Source organism: Brevibacterium marinum, assembly GCF_011927955.1.
In the GTDB taxonomy this organism is placed as follows: domain Bacteria; phylum Actinomycetota; class Actinomycetes; order Actinomycetales; family Brevibacteriaceae; genus Brevibacterium; species Brevibacterium marinum.
On sequence record NZ_JAATJN010000001.1, the window covers coordinates 1,061,927 to 1,084,223 of the forward strand.

At 65.7% G+C, this 22,297-nt stretch carries 23 protein-coding genes; 10 read left to right on the plus strand and 13 right to left on the minus strand.

The genetic code is table 11. The features are described from left to right. The first annotated feature begins 52 nt into the window (after window positions 1-52). Window positions 53-985, plus strand: a complete 933-nt coding sequence (locus tag BKA07_RS04645; protein ID WP_167949863.1) for an NAD-dependent epimerase/dehydratase family protein — start codon at window positions 53-55, stop codon at window positions 983-985. 88 nt (window positions 986-1,073) lie between these two features. Here the strand turns inward: BKA07_RS04645 and BKA07_RS04650 are convergent, their stop codons facing one another. The 7 genes from BKA07_RS04650 to BKA07_RS04680 all read right to left on the minus strand — a co-directional run bounded on the left by BKA07_RS04650 (window position 1,074) and on the right by BKA07_RS04680 (window position 11,556). After that, the gene (locus BKA07_RS04650) at window positions 1,074-1,886 is read right to left on the minus strand and encodes an SDR family oxidoreductase (RefSeq protein ID WP_167949864.1); all 813 of its coding nucleotides are present in this window, start codon (window positions 1,884-1,886) and stop codon (window positions 1,074-1,076) included. Between the two features lie 2 nt (window positions 1,887-1,888). Next, window positions 1,889-3,709 (minus strand): FAD-binding dehydrogenase, encoded by a 1,821-nt coding sequence (locus BKA07_RS04655; RefSeq protein ID WP_209043864.1) that lies wholly within the window; start codon window positions 3,707-3,709, stop codon window positions 1,889-1,891. 357 nt (window positions 3,710-4,066) lie between these two features. After that, window positions 4,067-5,005, minus strand: coding sequence for a prephenate dehydratase (gene pheA / locus BKA07_RS04660; protein WP_167949865.1), 939 nt, complete (start codon window positions 5,003-5,005; stop codon window positions 4,067-4,069). Further along, window positions 5,002-5,787 (minus strand): glycosyltransferase family 2 protein, encoded by a 786-nt coding sequence (locus BKA07_RS04665; RefSeq protein WP_167949866.1) that lies wholly within the window; start codon window positions 5,785-5,787, stop codon window positions 5,002-5,004. The genes pheA and BKA07_RS04665 overlap by 4 nt, the downstream gene beginning before the upstream one ends. Continuing rightward, on the minus strand, window positions 5,787-6,665 hold the full coding sequence (locus BKA07_RS04670; RefSeq protein WP_167949867.1) for a DUF5926 family protein: 879 nt from the start codon (window positions 6,663-6,665) through the stop codon (window positions 5,787-5,789). Before BKA07_RS04670 ends, BKA07_RS04665 begins: the two co-directional genes overlap by 1 nt. A gap of 57 nt (window positions 6,666-6,722) precedes the next feature. Continuing rightward, entirely contained in the window at window positions 6,723-10,352 is a 3,630-nt protein-coding gene (locus BKA07_RS04675; protein WP_167949868.1) for a LuxR C-terminal-related transcriptional regulator, read from the minus strand. Between the two features lie 412 nt (window positions 10,353-10,764). Further along, entirely contained in the window at window positions 10,765-11,556 is a 792-nt protein-coding gene (locus tag BKA07_RS04680) for an exodeoxyribonuclease III (protein ID WP_167949869.1), read from the minus strand. Between the two features lie 52 nt (window positions 11,557-11,608). Here BKA07_RS04680 and BKA07_RS04685 point away from each other — a divergent pair, with 52 nt between their 5' ends. Next, a complete protein-coding gene (locus BKA07_RS04685) occupies window positions 11,609-12,433 on the plus strand; it encodes a thioesterase family protein (protein WP_167949870.1) in 825 nt (274 codons plus the stop codon). 46 nt (window positions 12,434-12,479) lie between these two features. Then, complete coding sequence (locus BKA07_RS04690) at window positions 12,480-13,250, plus strand: SDR family NAD(P)-dependent oxidoreductase (protein WP_167949871.1); 771 nt, start codon at window positions 12,480-12,482, stop codon at window positions 13,248-13,250. A gap of 332 nt (window positions 13,251-13,582) precedes the next feature. On the opposite strand, the gene BKA07_RS04695 is transcribed toward BKA07_RS04690, so the two are convergent. Genes BKA07_RS04695 through BKA07_RS04715 form a run of 5 tightly spaced genes read right to left on the minus strand, consistent with a single transcriptional unit; the run spans window position 13,583 to window position 15,784 of the window. Continuing rightward, entirely contained in the window at window positions 13,583-14,176 is a 594-nt protein-coding gene (locus tag BKA07_RS04695) for an alkaline shock response membrane anchor protein AmaP (protein ID WP_245161840.1), read from the minus strand. Further along, complete coding sequence (locus BKA07_RS04700; RefSeq protein WP_167949872.1) at window positions 14,173-14,748, minus strand: DUF6286 domain-containing protein; 576 nt, start codon at window positions 14,746-14,748, stop codon at window positions 14,173-14,175. Before BKA07_RS04700 ends, BKA07_RS04695 begins: the two co-directional genes overlap by 4 nt. Then, window positions 14,745-15,113 (minus strand): Asp23/Gls24 family envelope stress response protein, encoded by a 369-nt coding sequence (locus BKA07_RS04705; protein ID WP_167949873.1) that lies wholly within the window; start codon window positions 15,111-15,113, stop codon window positions 14,745-14,747. Before BKA07_RS04705 ends, BKA07_RS04700 begins: the two co-directional genes overlap by 4 nt. Before the next feature lie 4 nt (window positions 15,114-15,117). Next, window positions 15,118-15,300, minus strand: a complete 183-nt coding sequence (locus BKA07_RS04710) for a DUF2273 domain-containing protein (RefSeq protein ID WP_167949874.1) — start codon at window positions 15,298-15,300, stop codon at window positions 15,118-15,120. A 13-nt stretch (window positions 15,301-15,313) separates the two neighbouring features. Further along, window positions 15,314-15,784 (minus strand): Asp23/Gls24 family envelope stress response protein, encoded by a 471-nt coding sequence (locus tag BKA07_RS04715; protein WP_167949875.1) that lies wholly within the window; start codon window positions 15,782-15,784, stop codon window positions 15,314-15,316. A 232-nt stretch (window positions 15,785-16,016) separates the two neighbouring features. Here BKA07_RS04715 and BKA07_RS04720 point away from each other — a divergent pair, with 232 nt between their 5' ends. Genes BKA07_RS04720 through BKA07_RS04730 form a run of 3 tightly spaced genes read left to right on the plus strand, consistent with a single transcriptional unit; the run spans window position 16,017 to window position 17,552 of the window. After that, the gene (locus BKA07_RS04720; protein ID WP_167949876.1) at window positions 16,017-16,580 is read left to right on the plus strand and encodes an RNA polymerase sigma factor; all 564 of its coding nucleotides are present in this window, start codon (window positions 16,017-16,019) and stop codon (window positions 16,578-16,580) included. Beyond that, window positions 16,577-17,149, plus strand: a complete 573-nt coding sequence (locus tag BKA07_RS04725; protein WP_167949877.1) for a hypothetical protein — start codon at window positions 16,577-16,579, stop codon at window positions 17,147-17,149. The genes BKA07_RS04720 and BKA07_RS04725 overlap by 4 nt, the downstream gene beginning before the upstream one ends. After that, window positions 17,142-17,552 (plus strand): hypothetical protein, encoded by a 411-nt coding sequence (locus BKA07_RS04730; protein ID WP_167949878.1) that lies wholly within the window; start codon window positions 17,142-17,144, stop codon window positions 17,550-17,552. Before BKA07_RS04725 ends, BKA07_RS04730 begins: the two co-directional genes overlap by 8 nt. Before the next feature lie 123 nt (window positions 17,553-17,675). Here BKA07_RS04730 and BKA07_RS04735 read toward each other — a convergent pair whose 3' ends face one another. Next, window positions 17,676-17,957 carry a GlsB/YeaQ/YmgE family stress response membrane protein gene (locus BKA07_RS04735; protein WP_167949879.1) on the minus strand — a complete coding sequence of 94 codons (282 nt, stop codon included), beginning with the start codon at window positions 17,955-17,957 and terminating at the stop codon, window positions 17,676-17,678. A gap of 230 nt (window positions 17,958-18,187) precedes the next feature. On the opposite strand from BKA07_RS04735, the gene pyrE reads away from it, so the two are divergent. From pyrE to BKA07_RS04755, 4 genes are all read left to right on the plus strand, one after another. Further along, complete coding sequence (pyrE, locus tag BKA07_RS04740) at window positions 18,188-18,754, plus strand: orotate phosphoribosyltransferase (RefSeq protein ID WP_167949880.1); 567 nt, start codon at window positions 18,188-18,190, stop codon at window positions 18,752-18,754. 171 nt (window positions 18,755-18,925) lie between these two features. Next, window positions 18,926-19,807, plus strand: a complete 882-nt coding sequence (locus tag BKA07_RS04745) for an ATP-binding cassette domain-containing protein (RefSeq protein WP_167949881.1) — start codon at window positions 18,926-18,928, stop codon at window positions 19,805-19,807. Continuing rightward, a complete protein-coding gene (locus BKA07_RS04750; RefSeq protein WP_167949882.1) occupies window positions 19,807-21,390 on the plus strand; it encodes an ABC transporter permease in 1,584 nt (527 codons plus the stop codon). The genes BKA07_RS04745 and BKA07_RS04750 overlap by 1 nt, the downstream gene beginning before the upstream one ends. Beyond that, window positions 21,387-22,031, plus strand: coding sequence for an RNA methyltransferase (locus tag BKA07_RS04755; protein WP_167949883.1), 645 nt, complete (start codon window positions 21,387-21,389; stop codon window positions 22,029-22,031). Before BKA07_RS04750 ends, BKA07_RS04755 begins: the two co-directional genes overlap by 4 nt. Window positions 22,032-22,297: the final 266 nt, after the last annotated feature.

Consider the following 22,297-nt stretch of genomic DNA (forward strand, 5'->3'; position numbering starts at 1 on the left):
GCTCGTCCGGAGGGACCGGATGAGATGCTTCAGACGATGAGGAGGACCCGACGTGGCGGTAATCGTGACCGGAGCCAGTGGCTTCATCGGCGGCGCCGTCGCCCGTGCCCTGGCGACCAGGGACGAGACGGTCTACGCGCTGGGCCGACGCGATCCCGAGATCCCCGGTGTGAACTTCCAGGCCTGGGACATTACGCAGCCTGCCTCCGAAGCGGTGACATCGCTGGCGAAGAAGACCACGGCGGTCTTCCACTGCGCAGGCATCTCGCGGGTCAGCGCCGACGAGGATGAGCTGTACAGCGTCAAGGTCACCGGCACGAGGAACGTGCTCGACGCATTCCCCAAGGCTCGGGTCGTGCACATCTCCTCGACGACCGTCTACTCCTCGAACGAGCCCCATTCCGACCTGTGGGAAGAGGCCGGGCACAGGGATCCCAACGACTTCCACGACGCCTACTCGAGGACGCATGCTCTGGCCGAGCAGCTCGTGACTCGCATCCGACCCGATGCGGCCATCCTTCGCCCGGCCGCGGTCTACGGAGCCGGGGAGACGATGCTCATGCCGTATCTGAGCCGAGTGGCGAAGAAGGGAGTCCTGCGGCTTCCCGGAGGCGGCAGACAGAAGATCACCCTCACCCATATCGACAATCTGGTGCGCGCGGCGATCGCCTGCGTCGACGTGCCCTCGGCTTCGGGTCCGTTCAACATCGGCGACCCGACCCCGTACAAGCTCAAGGACGCGGTCTCCACCCACTTCGCCCGCATGGAGTACGAGCCGGTCGTCATCGAGGCGATCGCGAAGGACAAGGCGCTGTTCACCGCGAAGCTGGGGCTCAAGATCAAGACCTTCTTCAAGCGGGGCGACCGGGCCGAGCTGTTCCTCGTCGAGTACCTCCAACACGATCGCACCTACAATCTCACCCGCCAGCAGCGGGTGCTGGGCATCTCGACGACCCAGCACCTCCTGCCCTCACGCTTCCAATAGCCGCCGGTCCACTGCGTGAGTCCCCGCCGGCCGACTCAGCTTGGGCCCCTGCCGTCCGTCTCAGCATGGTCGGCTGCCCTTCCGGTGGTCACCGCCTGAGCCCGTGTTGGCGGGCGACGATTCGTGACATCACGCCCCGCGGAAGTACCCGTTTGAGCAGGAACGGCAGCGGCGATCGGCTGCCCACAGCATAGAATTCGCGGGGTCTGCCTGCTTCGATGGCCCTGACGACCGTCGCCGCGACGGTCTCCGGCGAGATTCCCCGACGCTCATTGTCATCGAGGTGTTCGATCATCGTGGCCACATCCTCGGCATAGTCGGAACCTGCATCGAGGTACTTCGTCCGTCGCTCGCCGATTCCGGTGGCGATGGACCCGGGTTCGACGACGCTGATCCACACCCCGAACGGCGAGAGCTCCTGGCGTGCGGCGGTGGCGAATCCGCACAGGGCTGCCTTCGACGCGACATAGGAGCTGCGATGCGCCAGGGGGAAGCTTGCGAGCATGGACCCGATCATGATGATCCGGCCGTGACGCCGCTCGCGCATACCGGGCAGGGCGAGCTGACTCAGCCGCACCGGCCCGAGGACGTTCGTCCGGAACAGACGGTCGAGGGCCTCGGAGGGCAGCTCCTCGAAGGGACCGGACTGGCTCTCACCGGCGTTGTTGACGAGGACGTCGATCTCGGCCACCTCGTCGCCCAGCGCCTCGACGCTGTCGGGGTCTGCGAGGTCGAGGCGGAGATAACGCACGCCGGGGATCCGCTCGGACATCGGGATCCGCTCGGGATCGCGACTCGTGGTCAGGACGGTGCAGCCTCTGTCGGTCAGCATCGTGACCAGTGCGGCGCCGATGCCGGAGGTCCCGCCGGTGACGAGCACCGTGAGATTCGTGTTCGCCATCCTCAGTGCTCCGCTCGATCCATGTCGGTCCCCTCGTCTCCAACGGCTTCCGAACGTCCCGCGACGGCACGGCCGGCGCGCATTCCGGAGAAGATGCACCCGCCCAGGAAGGTTCCTTCCAGGGCGTTGTACCCGTGCATGCCGCCACCGCCGAAACCGGTGACCTCGCCTGCGGCGAACAGGCCGGGTATCGGTGTGCCGCCTTCCCCGATGACCTGAGCGTCGAGGTTCGTCTCCAGACCGCCGAGCGTCTTGCGTGAGAGCAGGCTCAGTCGCACCGCGATGAGCGGTCCGTGGGCCGGGTCGAGGATCTTGTGCGGCTTCTGCACCCGCACGATTTTATCGCCGAGGTAGTTCCTGGCGTTGTGGATCGCCTGCACCTGGGCGTCTTTGGAGAACGAGTGGTCCATCTGCCGATCTCGTTCGACGATCTGTGCCACGAGGTGGTCATGGTCGATGACGGGGCCACGTGAGCGTTCGTTCATCCCCTGCACCAGATCGTCCGTGGTGTCGGCGACGACGAAATCGGGACCGTACCTCTTGAACGCTTCGACCGGGCCGGGTGCGTCACTGGACCTGACTCGGTCCAGGGTCAGCCGCCAGTCCTTCTTCGTGATGTCGGGATTCTGCTCGGAGCCGGAGAGCGCGAACTCCTTGCGGATGATCGACTCATTGAGCACGAACCATGAGTAGTCATGCCCGGTGTCGAGGATCGTGCGCATGGTCCGGTTCGTGTCGAACCCGGGATAGTTCGGTGCTGGGAACCGATTGCCCTCTGCGTCGAACCACAGCGAGGACGGTCCTGGGATGATGCGGATCCCGTGGTTCGGCCACACCGGATTCCAGTTCTCGATGCCCTCCGTATAGGCCCAGATTCGGTCCCGATTGATCAGGCTCGCACCCGCGTCCTCGGCAATGGAGAGCATCCGACCGTCGACGTGGGCGGGGACTCCGGCAAGCATCGTCTGCGGGAACTCGCCGAGGCGCTCGATCGGCCAGAACTTGCGCATGAGTTCGAAATTGTGCCCGACTCCACCGCTGGTGACGATGACCGCCGGGGCACGGAGCTCGAAGTCGTCGACCTCGTCCCGGTTGGATTCGATGCCCCTGCCGGTGTGGCTGGGGGCGAGCACCCGTCCGCGGACTCCGACGACCCGATCGTCCTCGCCGTCGCGATCGCTGTCGGCTTCGCTTTCGAGGACGAGTTCGTCGACACGGTGACGGAAGGCCATCGTCACCAGGCCCTTCGCTTCGGCCCGCTCCACGGGTTCGCGGAAGACTCGGACCACCTCGGGGCCGGTGCCCCATGCGAGGTGGAACCTCGGCACGGAGTTCCCATGTTCGGACGCCCCGGAACCGCCGCGCTCGGCCCAACCGATGATCGGCGTCAGACGCAGACCCAGGTCACGCAGGTAGCGGCGTTTGTCCCCGGCGGCGAACTCCAGGTAGGCCCGGGCCCACTGCCGGGGCCAGTGGTCTTCGTCCCGGTCGAATCCCGCCGAGGTGGCCCAGTCCTGCCGTGCCAGATCGAGCGAATCATGGACGCCGAGTCGGCGCTGCTCGGGGGAGTCGACGAGGAAGAGGCCGCCGAGGGACCAGAAGGCCTGTCCGCCGAGGTTGGCCCGGTTCTCCTGATCGAGGATGAGGACCTTCTTGCCGGCGAGGCTGAGTTCATGGGCGGCGACCAGTCCGGCGAGTCCGGCCCCGACGACGATCGCATCGAGGGTCGTGTCGGTGACAGGGGATTCGTCCTCGAAACCGGCATCGGCCTCGTCAGGGGCAGGAGTCCTGCCGTGAGCATCGGTCGGTGACGTGGTTCCCATGGGCGACTCCTTCGTCGATGTGTGCACCGGCTTGGGTGTGCACCGGCTGCTGTGTGCGCTGGTCGGGGTGTGGATCGGCTGAGATGTGGGCAGGACGGCCTGCCCACACAGACTACTGTCTTTCGCGTCCGCAGGTGTGCCTGAACTCCCCCTCACCCGCCGTCATTGTGGGCAAACGGTCGAGTTCCACGGAAGTTTCGACCGTTTGCCCACAATGACGCGGGCAGCCGGGCAGCCGGGCAGCCGGGCAGCCGGGCAGCCGGGCAGCCGGGCAGCCGGGCAGCCGGGCAGCCGGGGAGTCGGGCACCCGGGGAGTCGGGCCGCCAGGCCGCCGGGGAGCCGGACCGCCGGACCGCCTCAGCGCCGGAGGGTGGATTCCAGCCAGTCCGTGGCGGCGGAGAAGGACTCGTCGGTGGTCGTCGGGTCGAGGAGCACCGTGTTCTGCACGGCGCTGGGATAGCTGCCGAGGAAGCTCAGGCTCCGCGTCACCCGGTGGATTCCCTTCAGCGCGTCGGCCATCCGAGCCTCATGCACGTGACCGAGCAGGTCGATGGAGAACTGATAGAGGCCGAGGCCGTTACCGGTGGGCCGGGATTCGATGCGCGACATGTTGACGCCGCGACTGGAGAACTGTTCGAGCATCTCCAGCAGCGCGCCGGCGCGGTCGGAGCGCAGTGAGGCCACGACCGTGGTCTTGTCGGAGCCCGTCGGCGCCGGGATGGTGCCGGGCCGGGTGACGACGACGAATCTGGTCTCGGCGTCCTGTCGTTCTCCGATGTCATCGGCGAGGACTTCGAGGCCATAGCGTTCGGCGGCGATGGCAGGACACACGGCAGCTACGTGGTCGGCGGCATCATTGGCCAGGTCGCGTGCCGCCGCTGCCGTCGAGGAGGTCGGGAGGTAGACGGCATCGGGGAAGTTCGTCGCCATGAAGGTCCGCACCTGCGCCTCGCCGTGCGGGTGGGAGCCGAAGGAAGTCAGCGTGCTGGGGTCGGTCCCCGGCTTCACCGCCAGGACGAAGCGCACGGGCACGACCACCTCGGCGACGATCTGCAGTCGACCATGATCGGTTAGGGCGTCGATCGTGGCCGGCACACCGCCTTCGACGGAGTTCTCGATCGGAACGACGGCGGCGGTGCAGTCTCCGTCGAGGACGGAGTCGAGCGCCGCGACAGCATTGCGCATGGGCTCGGACGCCGCCGTTGAGTCCAGCCCCTGTGAGTCGAGGTACTTCAGCAGCGCGGCTTCGGTGAAGGTGGCTTCCGGCCCCAGGTAGGCGAATCGCTCGGCGCTCACTTCGCCGTCTCCTTGTCGTCGCGTCGTCTGGCGCGCAGCCGGCGGGTGACGATGGCCCGCGCGACGTCGCGGTACTGGGCCGCACGGTGCAGCTGCGCCTTGAGGTCCTTGCCGGTGACCCGATGGTGCAGATCGCACTCGACCTCTTCGACGCGCAGCCCGGCATTGACGACGTCGATGGTCATGGCCGTCTCGACGCCCCAGCCGGCAGCGAAGGGCAGCGCCGCGTCGAAAGCCTCACGGCTGAGGCAGCGCATGCCGGACAGCGGCTGGGTCGCCTCGAAGCCGCTGAGATCGGCGATGCCCTTCTTCGCCAGTCCGACGACGAAGCCGAACCCGCCGCCCTTGCGCTTCTGCGCGGGCAGGATCGCGATCGTCATATCGGCCTCACCCGCGAGGACGGGGGCGGTGAGCGGAGCCGTTGCCAGGGCCGAGTCCTCGAGGTCTCCGTCGATGAAGAGCAGCGCGCGATGCTGCGGTTCCTCCCCGGGATCCGAATCGGAGATCTCACGGTTGCGGATCGCGAAGGCACCGGTCATCATGGCGGCGGCCTTGCCCTTGTTCTTCCGGTGGGTGACCACCTCGGCGCCGGCCCTGCGAGCCAGCACACCGGTGTCATCGTCGGACCCGTCATCGACGGCCATGATGATGTCGACTCCGGGGATCTGCTTGGCGCTTCGCACGGTCGCAGCGATCCGGTCGGCCTCGTTCATCGCAGGGATGATGGCAGCGATCGCCGTGGGCGCCGAGCGGTCGGGGCTCGAGCTGTCGGAACCGGACATCAGTGGATGGTCAGCTGGCGGGCGACGATGCCCGAGCGGGCGCGGCGAGCCTCGGCGCTCAGGGGCTCGGACGAGTCCAGGGCCGCAGTGAGGCGCGTGCCGAATTCTGCGATGGGCTCCTCGACGTCGTCGACCTGGGTGCCGAATTCGAGTTCCCAGACGGGCACGATGATTCCGTGCGCGCGGAAGTACCCCAGGAACGTCCCCGGACCGCCGAGGTCGTTGCGCCCTTCGGACTGCAGCCGCGCGAGGGCGTCGACGATCGCATCCTCACCTTCGGGGCGGGCCCAACGGACATAGGTGCGACCCGACATCTCGGTCCAGTACGCGGAGTCGACCGACACGATCTTCTCCGTCGGGGAGATCGAATCGTTGGCCTGTTCGAGGGCTGCGGCGACATCGGAGTCCGTCTCGGCCTCGGGCAGCTGCCAGTGCTCGAAGGACTCGAGCACGCGGATGTCGAACGGGTGGTCGGTGTCGAGGATGTCCTGCAGCCGCGGACCCTGGCCGGGCTCGGTGGTGGCGTCGATCGAGGTGCCCGGCTGCGCCTCGGCGGCGGCCAGGATCCCGTGTGCGACATCGCGGGAGGCATCGGTCGAGGACACCGGAACCTGCATGCCGGCCATAATGGCCCCGTCCTCACGGTGCCAGGCCTGCCACGCGGCGGGCAGCAGCGAGGCGATGGTGATCTCCTGACCACCGAACTCCTCCTTCAGCTTCGCCGAGGCGGTCGCCGCCGGCACGAGCTCCCGCAGGCAGATGAGGTCCGCCTCGAACGGCAGACCCTCGAACGGACGTGCGACGAAAGCCGTGGCCTGAGCACGTGCCAGACGCTTGGCAATGAGATCTTCCTTGGAACGCTTCGACTTCTTACCCATGGAAAGCAAGTCTAGTCTCTCTGACGACTCAGTACGCATCCCGTTCGGCGCCGAGGCTCAGTGCTGTTCGGAGACCGGGATGAAGTACCGGGTGGTATTCGATTCGTCCATCCTCACCTGCAGTTTGTCGCCGGGGTGGGGAAAGGCCGACTTCTCCGGGTTCTCAGGCGTCAGCCCCAGGTTCTCGAGACGGATGATCCCATGGCGGCCGACCTCGTCGGCGGCGAGGACATAGGAGTGGTTGAGTTCGCGGATCGTGACCTCGATCGAGGGGACATCGTCCGCGGCGTCGATGGGTGAGATGGTCCGCGGGGGTGAGGCGTTGCCCATTCCCAGGTAAGCGCCGACATCGTCCGCGATGTAGCCGGCCACCACATCGGCCTGGTCCAGCAGGCCGGAGAGGATGACCGAGAGGCGCTCCTGCTGGGCATCCGATTTCAGCGCCTGTCCGGGTTTGAACATGTGCTCTTCGGCGAGCACGCACCAGGCGTCCTGCATGATGGTGCGCAGCTGGAGTTCGACGAGAACCGAAGGCTCCGCATCGAAGGGCACCTCGACTATGAGATGACGTCCGCGGTAACCGGACGGCTTGGGATGGGCGGAATAATCCCGCACCTCGGCGACGGAGAGGTTCGACTCGTCGTTGCCGTCGGTGAGGATCTCCCACAGTGCGGACTGTTCGCGCTCGGTCCTGCAGACGGCACGGGCACCGGCGACATCGATGACTTGGTTCTCGACCTCGACGGCCTCATGGATCTCATCATTGGCGTCGGCGAGTTTGCGGCGCAGCTTCTCCCCGGTGCGCATGCGATCCTTGATCCGTCCCCTGCCGATGTTCACGCGGTCGCCGGACAACAGTGCGGAGCCCGAGCATGCGGCCTCGACCCAATCGTTGACCGTCTCCAGGGCGGCCCTCCACGTCGATTCGCGCCTCTCATAGGCTTCATCGACCAATTCGCGGACTGTTGCTGACATCCTCGTCACCTTCCTCGCTTCTGTTTCAACTTCACCAGAAGACGAGGTGGATGTCCATGCCCTGTCCGCGAATGATGTGAGGCTGGGCCAGCGGTCGAGTGGGAGATAGCCGTACTCGTAGCCGCGGGCAAGTGCGTCTCTGCGATTGCGGACGCCGAGGCGGGCGTAGAGGTTCGACAGCTTGTTCTTGACCGTTCCTTCGACGAGGCTGAGTTCGGCCGCGATCGCGGACACCGACGACTGCGTGTCCAGGAGGGCCAGCAGCTGCCGCTGCGAAGGGCTGAGTAAGGTGTGGTCCGCACGGGTTCTGAGAGTCTCGCCGACGGAGTGCAGACGGTGGCGAAGACGCTCGCCGGAACGCTGAGCGTGCGTACCGCTGGGGTCCGACGGGCCACTGGTGTCGTGTGAGTCGTCGGGGTCGTGCGAGGCGCTGGGCTCCGGCGGGACGCTGGTGTGGTGCGAACCCTCGGGGCCGTCGTGACTGCGTGTCGAATCCGCGAAGATCGGTGCGAGCAGGTCCCAGTGGGCGACGGCAGAACTGCGCCGGATCAGCCGATCGCGCAGGGACTTGGGCACCATGGCCACAGGGACGAGGCTGGCGGTGATGCGGCAGTATTCGAGAGCGTCGACGAAGGCGGAGTCCGCTTCGTCGTCGACTCCGCTGCCCAACAGACTGGCCGCCTGAATCGCTCGCGCAGAGGCCTTGGCGTGCAGGTCGAGCGTCTTCTGCGACAGGGCCCGGTTCGCGAGGTGAGCGGCTGTTCCGTACTCGCCGATGGTCAGATGCAGATTGGCTCGCGACAGGATGATGTAGACGGAATCGGAGTCGGCATCGAAGAGAACGTTCTGGGCGAGGTGGGTCTGCCCCTGCGCCAGATGCAGGCAGACCAGGCTGAACCGGAGGCAGTCGCGCAGGATTCCGGCCTCGGGAAGCGTTGAGCGATTGGTGTCGATGATCTGCTGCAGGCGCTTGTCTTCGATCCCGACATCGCCGCGCAGAATCCCCAGCAGCGACCTGTGCAGCGCAACGCCGATCCATGAATGGTGGCCGAGGGCGGGATCGGCCAGGCGCATCGAGAAGTCGTTCGCCGAATCGAGGTCCAGGGCATCCATGGCTCGGATCATGCGTGCCAGCGTGTAGGCCGAGAGCGCATGGGGGCTGCTGAACCGTGTGCGGTCCATGAGTTCGTCGAAATGCCTCAGATGCACGTCGCTCGAGGGGCCGTTGCCGAGCATCGCATGCGCCACGGCGCTGTAGGCATTTGCCGGCTGCAGGAGATACGGTGACGATGCCGTGGCGAGTTCGGTGATGATGATCGAACGGCGCAGCAGCTGCAGACTGCCGGCGATGTCGCCGATGAACATGGTGTTGATTCCGAGTTCGAGGTGGAACCGCGCTTCGCAGAGTCTGCTGGGCGCGGTGTGGAAGTTGTGTCTGCCGTGGAAGAGCTCCTGCGCCGACTGGGCGGCCTCTCGCCCCTGCTCCGGCTGACCGAGCACCCGGTGGCGGCGCATCGATGCGATCGCCATGATCAGGATGTCATCGACGGTGACCTCGCCGTCATCGATCCGATCCATCTGCGAGCTCAGCGTCGGAACCCCTGAGTGCTCGAAGTTGACCTTGTTGAGCACGGTCACGGGATCGCTGAGACCGAGTCGACGTCCGATATCGGCCGCCTGCAGGCAGTCGCCCAGGGCCTCTGCCAGGACAGCCGATCTGTGTGCCTGCACCTCGGGGACCTTCGAGTAGGCCTCGATCGTCGAGTCGAAGTGGTCGAACATGAGCGCATGGCCCCGGTGCGACCAGAGTTCCGTGAGCGTGCTCCAGTCGCCGGCGTCCGCGACCTGCCGGAGTGCCTCGTCGAAGCCGTCGAGGTGGTAGGCGGCGGGGGCGCGCAGCCATTCGGCGGAGGTCGCGCCCAGTGCTCGCCGTGACCGTGATTCGCTGTGGCGGTCCGCGGCATCGTAGAGCCGCCTGAGGATCGTCCTCAGCACCGGCGGGATCGTGTGATGTCCTGCCCGGTCCAGTTCCGGCAGCGGCAGTCCGTCTTCGACCAGGTGCGTGGTGAGGTCTGCGGTGTCGAGCGGGCCGGAGACCTCGAATTGGGAGGCTCCGGCATCGGAATCCCCGGCGGCGGGGCCCTCGTCGTCGGATGCCGCGGCAACGGGGCCCTCGGGCGGGGCGGCCAAGGGTCCCAGACGGCTCATTGCGGTCGCGGCGATTCCGATGGTGTCGGAGTTGATGGTGCGCATGAATGTGAGCAGGTGAGCGAGCCGCAGCTCCGGACTGTCCGGTGCCTGTCTCCTGATTCGGGAGAGAACTTCGGAGGCGATGAGATCCGAGTAACGGCCGGTCTTCACAGTTGAGAGGTCGTGTCCCATCGCATCGGCGCCGGTGAGGACGGCTCGGCCGGCAAGGAGGTGACCCGAAGTCTGCAGGAACAGGGACTTCCACGAGGAGGTGGGCAGGTCGGGCGCGATGTCGGAGAGGCATGCGGTGAATGAGCGCGCCGTGGTCGCGCGTTCGCCGGGGAGCACGCCGACATCCGAGACCTCGGTGGCGAGGTCGTCTGCGCAGTCACCGGGGGAGCGCGTGTCCGGCCTCAGCGCAGTCTGGTCGGCCGAGGAAGGGGTGGCCGAGGGGAAAAGGTCCGGCGAGGGGAGTGGGCCCTTCGAGGGCGGTGGGGCATCCGGGTCAGGGGAGTCATGCATGGTGGGGACCTCTGGCAGTGGGGATCCGGGGATTGTCTACCACCGAGTAATATATCTGATCTCGTCGGCTGAAGACTGGTTATACGGTGCGATTGGAATGTGATTTTCGCAATTGCCGTCGGTCGGCAATGCGGTTGTAGTCTGCCGGGGATCGGCAGGGGGATGATGCCATTACAGAATCACCGATGAAGTGACGTTTCGTCAATATGGTATCTGCTTCTGCGTGGCGACCCGTTCCGCTCCTGCGCGGCGACCCGCGGGATGAGCTCAGGTCGTCGTGGCGACGCTCAGGAAGCCGTGCAGGGCAGCGGTGCGCGAAGGGAGGCCGTGCAGGGCAGCGGTGCGCGAAGGGCGGATCGCCGAGGTGGTTATGGTCAGCAGGGCGCCCTCGCAGGCACCGCGCAGGCTCAGATCACACGTCGTAGTCGACGATGACGGGCGCGTGGTCGGATGCGCCCTTGCCCTTGCGCTCCTCGCGGTCGATCTCGGCACCGGTGGCCGTCTCAGCCAGGGAGGGCGAGGCGAGTTCGAAGTCGATGCGCATGCCCTGCTTCTTCGGGAAGCGCAGCTTCTGATAGTCCCAGAACGTATAGACGCCGGGGCCCGGTGTGAACTGCCGGGTCACCTCGGTGAGGCCCGCCTCGAGGAGGCCGTTGAAGGCCCGACGTTCGGCGTCGGAGACGTGAGTGGCGCCGTCGAATTCCTCCATGTCCCAGACGTCCTCGTCCAGTGGTGCGACATTGAAGTCGCCACACAGGACGAGTTTCCCATCCGGTGCGGAGCCAAGCTGCGCGGAGATGTCGGCGGTCAGTGCTCGGTACCATTCGAGCTTATAGGCGTAGTGCGGGTGGTCGAGTTCGCGGCCGTTGGGGACATAGAGCGAATACACTCTGACCCCGGCGCAGGTGGCCGACAGGGCGCGGGCTTCGACGACGGGCTCCTCGCCGAACGGCGGAATGCCGGCAAACCCGATTTCGGGGTCCTCAAGACCCACCCGAGAGGCGATCGCCACACCGTTCCACTGGTTGAGGCCGTGGAAGCTCACCTCATAGCCGCGCGAGGTGAACAGGTCCTCCGGGAACTGCGCGTCCTTGCATTTGAGCTCCTGGATGGCCAGGACGTCGACGTCGGAGCGATCCAGCCAAGCACCGATTCTGTCGTGTCGGGCGCGGATCGAGTTCACATTCCAGCTCGCGATTCTCACCCTCCCACCCTAAGCGGTCGGTGCCGAAGCCCAAAGCCGATAATCTGAGACCATGCCTGAAGCACTCAATGAACACCTCGGCCACGACGGCACCGCCTGTCCCGATTCCTACTATGTGCGCACGGGGCCGGAGGCCTTCGTCTCGACGTTGCACAGCCAGGGCGCCTGGCAGCCGGGGGAGCAGCACCTGGCCCCGGCGGCCGGCCTGGTGCTGGCAGAGATCGAACGTCGACTGCCCTCGGACAAGATCGTCTCGCGGGTCAGCTTCGACATCCTCGGCGTCATCCACTCGGGGGAATTCACGATCGACGTCAACGTCATCCGGCCCGGTCGGACCATCGAACTCATCGAGGCGAACATGCGTCACGGTGAGCGCACGAGCGTTCACGCGCGGGTCTGGCGCCTGCTTCCCGGCGACACCGCGAGCGTCGTCGGCGACGAATGGCAGTCTCTGCCGGAGCCCGAAGACGTCCCGGCCGTGCCGTTCTCCGGCCGGTGGGGCGGCGGATACATCGCCTCCCTGGAAGGAGGGCAGTTCACCGACGCGCGGCCCGGTTCCGCTCGGTCCTGGATCCGGACCCCCTACGTCCTCGTCGACGGTGAGGACGACCCCACGACCGCGGCGTTCGTCAAGCTCGTCGACACCGCCAACGGTTTGGCCGTGCGAGAGGATCCGAAGACGACGTTCTTCCCCAATGTCGACCTCACGATCCACCTCACCCGGGCGCCCGAGTCCGGCTGGGTCGGCTTCGACACGAAAGTGGCCTTCGGTCCCACTGGGATCGGCGAGACCGCGAGCGTGCTCAGCGATGTGAATGGACCGATCGGCACCGCGGCGCAGTCATTGACGGTGCGCGTCGGTCAGGGGGCGAAATGATCCCTCAGCCCGAGGTGATGCCGGCGTGCGACATGGCGGGGGCCCGATGAGGCCGCGCGCGCTCGTCACCGGCGCCGGCTCCGGGCTGGGGCGCGGCTACAGTCTCAGCCTCGCCGCCGATGACTACGACCTCGTGCTCGTGGCCCGTGACGAGGCCCGCCTACGGGAGCTGGCGCGGCGCATCGAGGCCGATCGGGGAACCCGCGCTGAGGTTGTTGTGGCCGATCTGTCGACCCGATCCGGGATCGACGTCGTCCGTGCCGTCATCGAGACCTCCCGGATCGATCTGCTGGTCAACAACGCCGGATACGGACTCAAACGGGGCCTGCTCGAGTCCGCACCTTCGGAGCTCGACGACCAGGACATGGTGCTGGCCGGGGCGGTGCGCGAACTGTCCCTGGCGGCGGTGAAGCGGATGCGGGCTCGAGGGCGCGGTGGGCTGATCAACGTCTCATCCATGGCGGCCCTGACGACGATGGGGCAGTACGCCGCCTCGAAGATGTCGACCCTGGTGTTCACCGAGGCACTTGCCGGTGAGCTGCGCGGCAGTCCGGTCACGGTGACCGCTGTGCTGCCAGGATTCGTCCGCACGAAGTTCCATGAGCGCCTCGGCGTCGAACGGCCCGGACCCGGTTGGATCTGGCTGAGCGTACGGCAGGTCGTCACCGCTTCCCTGCGTGATGCCCGCCGTGGAAAGGCGGTCTCCATTCCTGGCGCCAACTATGCGGCGGTGGCACAGCTGGCGCGTTTCGTGCCGAGGTCCCTCGTGCGTTGGGGATCGACCGGATTCTCTCTCAGTAGGCGAGACGAACACTGAGATCACTGCGGAGGGGGTATCGACGCGCCGAATGAAGTTGAGCCTTGAACCACTTTGTGCATGCCGTCTGACCTGGAGTTATATTGGAAATGTTGGGTGAATTGGCCTCGCTGACCGAGTGCCGAAGCGCCAGAAGAATCTTTACAAGTAGGTTCGAAGTGTGATCCAATAAATGTGTTCGCCCGGTGGGGATCGGGTGGACACAACGGACGTATGGGGATGCGTCCGGGTACTCGAGGGGAGTGCTGCGAGGACCCCGGGATGTCGCGATTACGCGCCCCGGGGTCTTTGTCATTCACATCCGGATGCCACCTGTTGCGTCTGCCCCGACATCACAGCTGAACACTGCGCTGCCTCCTCTGACGTGACCGGGCGATGGCGATCTGCACACCCACCGCGCTGAGCCGGACGCCGAGAGCCTGGCTGCAGTTGCGGGTCACCCGGTTCTCGATGTCGGCGACGACGGAGTCGATATCCGCCCGCTCGTCGACATCGACATGGATGGCGAGTTCCGGCTGTTTGGCGGTTCCTCGCAGGATGGCCTGCGCGTCGACGATCTCAGGAGTGAGTTCGAGGTCGTCTACCACGGCGGCGGCGATGACGTTTGCCGTGACCGTGGTCAGACCCGATCGGGCGTCCTCCTGCATGCGCAGCGGCTTGGCCGAGTCCTTCCGCGGAATCTGCGCTGCGAGCCAGCGGATGCCGATGACCACGAGGATGACCGCCACGATCAGTGCGATGATCGCAGAGAACGGCAACGCGAATACGGCAGCCACGGACTGCAGCCGCCCATCGGGGGTCAGCCCGGGGACGAGGGCTGCGGCCAGCTCGAAGCTGATCGAGAGCACGGCAAGACCGAACACGAGGCAGAGCAGGCCGACGATGATGAGGCCGGTCCGATTGGCGCCTGCTGCCATTCTTCTCATGCCTGCCTCCTCAGCGCACGCACCTTGACGGTAGGAGTGCGGTCGAACCCGATCGAAGCAAAGCGCCGTGTGACAGCGGCATCGACCTCGCTGCGGATCTCGTCGTTGTCTCGCACAGGTGTGGAGAAGGTGACGTTGGTCGATGATGCATTGGATGCGGCGCGAACACTCGAGACCCCGTCGACGGAGTCCGCGACAGCTGCGGCCAGGTTCGACAGCGCCGATGTCGGCAGGACCACCTCGAAGCGATCGATGTGCTCAGGGGCTTCGGTGCAGTAGCCGACGATGCGCTTGGCGCCGGGGGCGATGCCGACGATGGCGAGGAACAGGCCCACCACGGTGAGGACGAGGCCCACCGTGATGATCGCGGCAGCACCCCAGCGGATCGCGCCGAGGTCACTCAAGCCGGGCAGCCCGTCCGCCAGTGCCGAATCCGCGGTGCCGGTGGTCGCGATCGCCGCAATGGCCACCCAGCCCAGTGCCACGGCAATGGCCAGGATGATGCTGGCGACGATGACGGCGGGAACGACGCGTGCCGGCCGTGCGCGGAACAGTCGTGTTCGTGTGCTCATTGCAGGTTCCTCGCTGAGCTTCCGGCCCCAGTGCCTTGGGGCTTGAGCCACTTCACGTCGACGTCGACCTGGCGAACACTGACCCCGGTGAGTGCTTCGAGATCGGTGCTCAGGTGCCGGCGGATCGATTCGGTCGCCTCGGTGATGGGGGAGGGATACTCCAGCCCCAGCTGGACCTCGAGGGTGCAGCTGCGACCGGAGAGCGTCACGTCCACGCTGGGACGGCTGTCGAGGTCGGCGCTCGAGCCGAAACCGAACAGCCCCGAGCGGGTGCCGCCGACGCCGGGCAGACCTTTGAGGATCTGGGACGCCGTCTTCTCGATGACCCGATCCGCGATCGTGAGACCACCACGCGATGAAGCCACGCTGCTACCTCCGAGTCGTCGAACGCGAACTGAGCGCGCTGAGATCGAGACGGCCGTCGAGGACGAGCCCGATGACCAGGCCGAGTCCGCCGCAGATGGCGACGACGAGGAATGCGAGGAATCCTCCGAAGTACGCGACGATGCCCAGCGTCAGTCCGACGAGCAGTCCGATGAATGTTTTCGACATGTCAGTGCCTCGTTCAGTTGAGTTCGACGGTGTCGCCGAAGTCCTGATCGTCATCGTCGTCACCGGGGAGGTGAACGTCGGTGACCTCGATGTTGACCTCGACGACCTGGAGCCCGGTGCCCTGTTCGACGGCGCGGATGACGTTGCGACGGATCGCCTCGGCGACGTCGACGATCGAGGTCCCGTACTCGACGACGATGGTGAGGTCGATCGCGGTCTGCTTCTCGCCCTTCTCGACGGAGACTCCGCCGGAGACATTGGTCTGCGAGCCGGGGATGCGGTCGGCGAGGGTGTCGAAGGCTCGGCGTGCGGCATTGCCCATGCTGAAGACGCCGGGGACTTCGCGGGCGGCGATGCCGGAGAGCTTGGCGACCACGTTCTCCGCGATCGTGGTGGTGCCCATCTCGGTGACGAGCGGGCTGCGCACCGAATCATCGCTCTTCGGCTGCTGGGAAACTACGGTGGACTGCTTGTCTTCTGGCATTTTCAGTTCCTTTTCGCTTCATCGGTGCTGTCAACGGTGGTGCTATAGGTACAGACGCAGGGGATCGACGATCCTCACGCGGTTGTGCGGAAGAATTTTCACACCAATCCGGGGCCAGGCTCCAAGGCGTGTACTCAGGGCGCCGTTCCCGGGCTCCTCAGGACACGGGATTATGTCGTTGTCGGTGGACGAATATGTGCTGACGACGATTGTGGTCGCATACGATGACGTCATGACGAGACACGATGATCGTTTCGATATCGTCACCCTCGTCGTGCGTACGCGAGAGGGTGACATCGATGCGTTCGAGTCCCTGGTGGACCGATACGAGACCAAGCTCCTGCGGTTCTGCCTGCGCACGCTCGGCGATCGGCAGGACGCGGAGGATGTCGTGCAGGACACCCTGGTCCAGGCGTGGAAGTCGATGAAAGCCTTGGCCGAGCCTGCCGCCTTCGGCACCTGGATCTATCGATTGGCATCGAACAAGTGCACCGACACGCTGCGCAGGAGGACGGCCAGGCCCTCGGACGCCCAGGACCCCGATGATATGGCGGTTCACGCGGATGGAAGGGTCTCAGTCGAGAAGTCGGTCGAGGCGCGCACCGCACTTGAGCATTTCTCAGCCGTTCTCCAGACGCTTTCATCGGAACAGCGAGTAACCTGGGTGCTCCACCAGATGGAGGGCCTCAGTTATGCCGAGGTGGCGGAGACTCTGGGAATCAGCGAAGGCAGCGTGCGCGGCCGCATCCGCAGAGCGCGAACTGCCATCATCGAGGGGATGGAAGGATGGACATGAACGAACATGTCGTAGGCTCCGGCGCTGAACCAGGCCCGAAGAATGCCGATTCCCGGACGGACGACGCCGATCACCACCTGGACGCCAATATGCAGACTGCGGCAGAAGTGCCCGACCAATCCGATATGCACGATGAGTCCGATGCTCAGCTGCGCGGGGTCATCGACGAATACATGAGCACGTTCGCGCCCGAGCCCGAGGACACCGCCGGGGTGAGGGAGCGCATTCTCCAGCTGGTCAGAGAGGACCTGTATCGGGGGCCATCGACGCATCTGCAGACCGGACGCGGTCACCCGTTCTCGATCTCCACAGCATCGGTGCGGTCGATCATTCGCGTCGGCGTCGATTCCGTGGACGGGATCAGGGCTCGCAGCGTCGACGTCGAGCCCGCCGGAGACCCGGAGGGCAGTGCGGCGATCGTGGTCGTGACCGTCGCGATGCGAGCCGGCATCGCCTTCGCCGCCACCGCCGAGGTGATCCGACGATCCGTGTCCGCTGTCCTCCTGTCGGAACTGGGAATTCCCGCCGTCAGGATCGATATCAATGCAGAGGATGTGTACGTTGACTGAACATGCAGAGGTGAGCGGGCCGACCCCCGCACGTGGTCGATCCTCCGCGGGCATCTCCGACCCCGCAGATGGTGGGAACGGCGAAGCGACCGAATCGGCTCGTTTGGCAGAGTCCGTGACCTCGGTCGCCGGCGTCAGGGCGCTGGCACCGGGGCTGCGTGATCTCGTCGCGACCGCCACGGCCAAAGTGCTGCGGCGGTCCGGAGGTGAGCCGACCGGCGTCGATGTGACCCATGGAGGCGATGAGGTGAAGGTGAGGATCGATGCCCACCTCGACGAGACCCGTCCGGTCGCCGAAGTCATCGATGAGATCTTCGCCGTCGTCGAGGCCGACAAGGGTGCAGGACTCGTGGAGGCGACCGGGCCGTTGGACATCGACTTGCGAATCGTCAGCCGCGGCTAACGGACATGTGCGGTCATCGAATGTGCGCGGTGCCGGAGCCCTGCACCGGACTCCGGCACCGCGTTCAGGCCTCGGCAATGACCGAGCCCGCAGTCGTGGACCTGTGATCAGGCCAGATGAAGATCAGTCGGTTTTGGTCTTGGACTTCGACATCTTTCGTGAGATGAAGCCCCAGACGACCAGCACGATCAGCGAGCCGCCGATCGCACACAGCCATGTCGAGATCGAGAAGAACTCGTTCATGTCGGCACCGAAGACGGCACCGCCGATCCAGCCTCCCAATAGGGCTCCGATGACGCCGATGACAAGTGTGGCAATCAGACCGCCGCCTTGCTTGCCAGGCAGAATCGCCTTCGCGATAGCGCCGGCGATGAGTCCGAGAACCAAATACGCGATGAAACCCATGGGGCTCACATCCCTTCCATAGAGACTGCTGATCGGGCTTGTCGGGTGGTCCTGTCTTCAATACTAGATGCACGTCACGCGGAAACGACAGCCCTCCCTGATTCTTTATGACATTGGTACGGACCCGGACATGGATGAAACCTCACGGTCACATTCGACGTGAACGCGATGATCCCCGTCACGATGACCTCGGTGAGGGAAGGCCCGTGTGGGCCGTTTAGACTGGGGCCATGACCGATAGCGCAGACACCCGTCGACAGCTGCTCGACCTCATCGACGAACTCGCCGTGGTTCGCGGCAAGGTGACCCTCTCATCAGGCAGGGAAGCCGACTACTATCTGGATCTGCGCAGGGTCACCCTCGACCACCGCTCAGCACCGCTGATCGGCGATGTGGTCCTCGACCTCCTCGCCGCCGAAGGGGTGCTCGAGACGATCGACGCGGTGGGCGGACTGACGATGGGTGCCGACCCGGTCGGCACGGCCGTCATGCACCGTTCCGTCGTCCGCGGCACTCCGGTCGATTCCTTCGTCGTCCGCAAGGAGGCGAAGAAACACGGCATGTCCCGCCGTGTCGAGGGCCCCGACGTCGAGGGCAAGCGGGTCATCGCGGTCGAGGACACCTCGACGACGGGCGGTTCCGTGCTCACCGCGGTCGAAGCCCTCAGGGAGGCCGGCGCCGAGGTGGTGGCCGTGGCCGTGGTCATGGACCGTGACACGGGGGCCAGAGAGCGGGTCGAGGCGACCGGGACCCCCTATCTCACGGCGCTGACGACGAGCGACCTCGGACTCGAATGAGGCGTTCGCCCGGACCCCCCCCCGGGCGATGGCCCGTTCCGTCGATCACCAGCTGGGACTCGACTGGCAATTCTGTCGAAACCGAGGTCCTGGTTTGAAACATCATGGTCGATTCAACACGATGGATGAGACACTCCCACAGGACCGCTTCAGGAAAAGTAAGGATGACGCGTGCTCACACTGAAAGAGATTTCCCTGCGCAAGGGAAAGCGAACTTATCTCGACGAGGTGAGTTTCACCGCGCAGGCAGGGCGGATCACCGCAATCGTCGGCACCCGTTCGGCCGGCCGGACCGAACTGGTCCGCGTCATCATGGGGCTGATCTCGCCCGATGAGGGCAGCGTGAAGCTCGAGGACTTCGAACTCGACTTCGGTGATCGTCAGAACTTCGGCTACCTGCCCGCCGAGCGCGGCGGCTACCCGAACATGCGCGTGATCGATCAGATCGTCTACCTGGCACGTCTGCACGGCATCACGCTCGGTGCGGCCGAGCGCAATGCGCTGACTCTGCTCTCACGCCTCGAGCTCGCCGACCGTGGATACGCGCCCCTGAAGAATCTCAGCGGTTCGGAGATCGCCCGCGTCGACATCGCAGCGACGCTGGCCGCAGACCCCGATGTCGTCGTCATCGATGATGCCTTCGCTGGCCTCGACGCGCAGTCGACCGAGCTCGTGACCTCACTGCTGCGTGCCCACGCCGCATCCGGAGTTCCCGTCATCCTCGCCACCGACGACTGGGAGGCGGCGCAGGCCCACGCCGATGACGTCATCGTCCTCAACCAGGGCCGGACCAGTGTGTCCGGCAGCGTGGCTCAGTTGCGCGACGATGTGAAGTACCGTGTGGAACTCACCGACGCCGAGGCGGCCGCGCGGTCACTGGGCAAGCGCGCGGGCATCAGCGACGTCGCCGTCGACGATTCCGACGACGATGTCATCAGCTTCCGGGCCTCCGATGCAGGCACCGCGGCGAAGACCGTGGCCGAGCTCGATGGTGTGAAGAGTTTCGACAGTGTTCGACCGACATTGGCCGAGCAGTACAAGGAGGCTTTGTGATGGCAGGCAAGGACGAAGGCCAGGACGGGGACTCCCCGGAACCGTCGGTGTCGAAGGGCACCGCAGGCGAAGGCATCGACGATCTCGGCGTTTCGGTCGGTGACGATGTCACCGCATCCGAAGACGACACAGTCACCGTGTCCGAGGGCGACACAGAGGCCGAGGGCACAGCCGCCTCGAAGAGTTCCGACGCTCCGGCCGATGCTCACACCGGTGCCGCCGACGAGGGCCTCGACGAGGTTCCGTTCGAGCTGGCCGAGGACAATCCCTCATCCGACGAGCTGCCCGAGACCGGGCTGGTCTCCGAATTCGTCGATGTGAACAAGCGTCAGGCTGCTTGGCTGGTGTCGAACCGGGAGAGTTCGACCGCGTTGCGCAGTCCCCTCTTCCTGGTCACCGGTGCCGTCATCGTGCTCGGGGTCCTCGCCGCGATCATCGGCGGAGCCGTCGGATCCTCCGATGCGGAGTCGGGCACGCCGAGCATGGCCATGGTCGGCGTGGGTGAACAGGCAGCCATGTACGAACAGCAGCTGGGCGTCAAGATCACGAACGTCGACGACGCACAGGCCGCAGAGAAGCTGGTGCGCGACGGCAAGGTCGACGCGGCCCTCATCCAGGACCCCAGTGGTCAGGCGCAGCCGACGATCATCGCCTTGGACGAACAGCCCGAGGCCCTGTTGGAGAAGCTCGCACCCGAGACAGAGGCGACACTGTTGAATGAGCCGGCGGTGGGCGATGAGATCGCCACACCGTTGCTGTGGGGCATGGTCGTGTTCTCACTTCTCGTCGTCGGAACACTCGGGACCGCGCTCTACCAGAACCTGCGTCTGGAGAAGCGCAACCGCATCACGGAGATCATCGCGGCCACGATCCCGCCCCGGTCCTCGGCGTCGGGGCGGATCACGGGAATGCTCTCGCTGACGGCTGTCCACCTCGTCGTCGCCGTGGTCGTGGCCGAACTCGGGCTCTCCATCTCCGGCAAGACGTCATTGGCATTCGCCATGTTGCCGGGACTGGGCTGGTTCGCCCTCACCCTGCTGTTCACCGCCTGGATCGTCTACGGGCTCCTCGTGTGGGCATCGACCGTGACCGGCGACAAGGCACGCAAAACCTTCGTGTCGATCATCGGGGTCATCACCGTAGCGGGCTTCATGGCTCCGGTGATCGTGGGTGCCTCGGGCACCGCAGCGAAAGTCCTCTCATGGACGCCGTTCACCTCACCGGTGGGCATCGCGGGACGGTTCTTGGGCAGCTCACCCGAGTGGTGGGAAGGACTCGTCGCCGCAGCCATCGCACTGCTCGTCGCGCTCATCGTGCACTCGCTGGCCGGCGGCGCCTATGTCCGCGCCGTGCTCACCGGTGGCGGCCGCGGCGGCAAGACCGTGAAGATGACGAAGCGCGCACAGAAGGTCACCGCCGGCTCGGCCTCAGGCAAGAAGTCGAGCGAAGGCGGCAAGAGCGCCGACTCGAAGGGCTCGGACGCCTCGGCGAAGGACGACGGTGGGGAGGATGCGAATAATTCGGACGCCTCGGATGTCGGTTCCGGTGACGCCTCGGCGGATGAAACCGATGACAAGAAGTGACTGAGGACAACGCGTCTCAACCGGACGCGCCGCAGGTGGGGGTCGGTCCGTGGACCGGCCCCTGGCCTGTGTCCGAGCACTTCGATCCCGAGCTGCTGCGCGACGGGGACCGACGCAACGTCGTCGATCGGTACCGCTACTGGAAGCACTCGGCCATCGTGGCCGACCTCGACGCCTCACGCCATGATTTCCATGTCGGAGTGGAGAACTGGCAGCACGACCTCAACATCGGCTCCGTGGTCAGGACGGCGAACGCATTCAACGCCGCCGCGGTGCACATCGTGGGCAGACGGCGATGGAACCGGCGTGGGGCGATGGTCACGGACAGATACCAGCACATCATCCATCACCCGAGCATCGACGACCTCCTGCAGTGGTGCAGTGAGAACGCAGTGCCGCTGATCGGCATCGACAACTTCCCGGACTCCGTTCCGTTGGAGACCTACGACCTGCCTCGGCGCAGTCTGCTGCTGTTCGGGCAGGAAGGCCCGGGGCTCAGCGAAGAAGCGCATCAGGCGAGCACGGCGGTGCTCTCGATCGCTCAGTACGGGTCGACCCGGTCGATGAACGCGGCAGCGGCCGCAGCGATCACCATGCACTCCTGGATCCGCCGCCACGTCTACGACCAGCCGGTGGCCTGAAGGAGTCGGCGCAGAAGCACCTGTGGTGGCCGCAGTCCACACTGCCTCCCAACAGTTGGTAGGTTCTTCTCGATCTCAGCGACGGATTCGAGCAGAACATGCCGACCGTTGGGGTATTCATCCGGCCCGCTGCAACAAGAGCACAGACAAATGGGCGACCCGCGACGAACCCTGTTGTGGGAACGGTACGGATCGCCCTTCTGTCGCCACCGACTTCGAACCCTCGGCCCCGAGGTGGCCCGTCAGCCAGGATGCGGCTTCTCGGC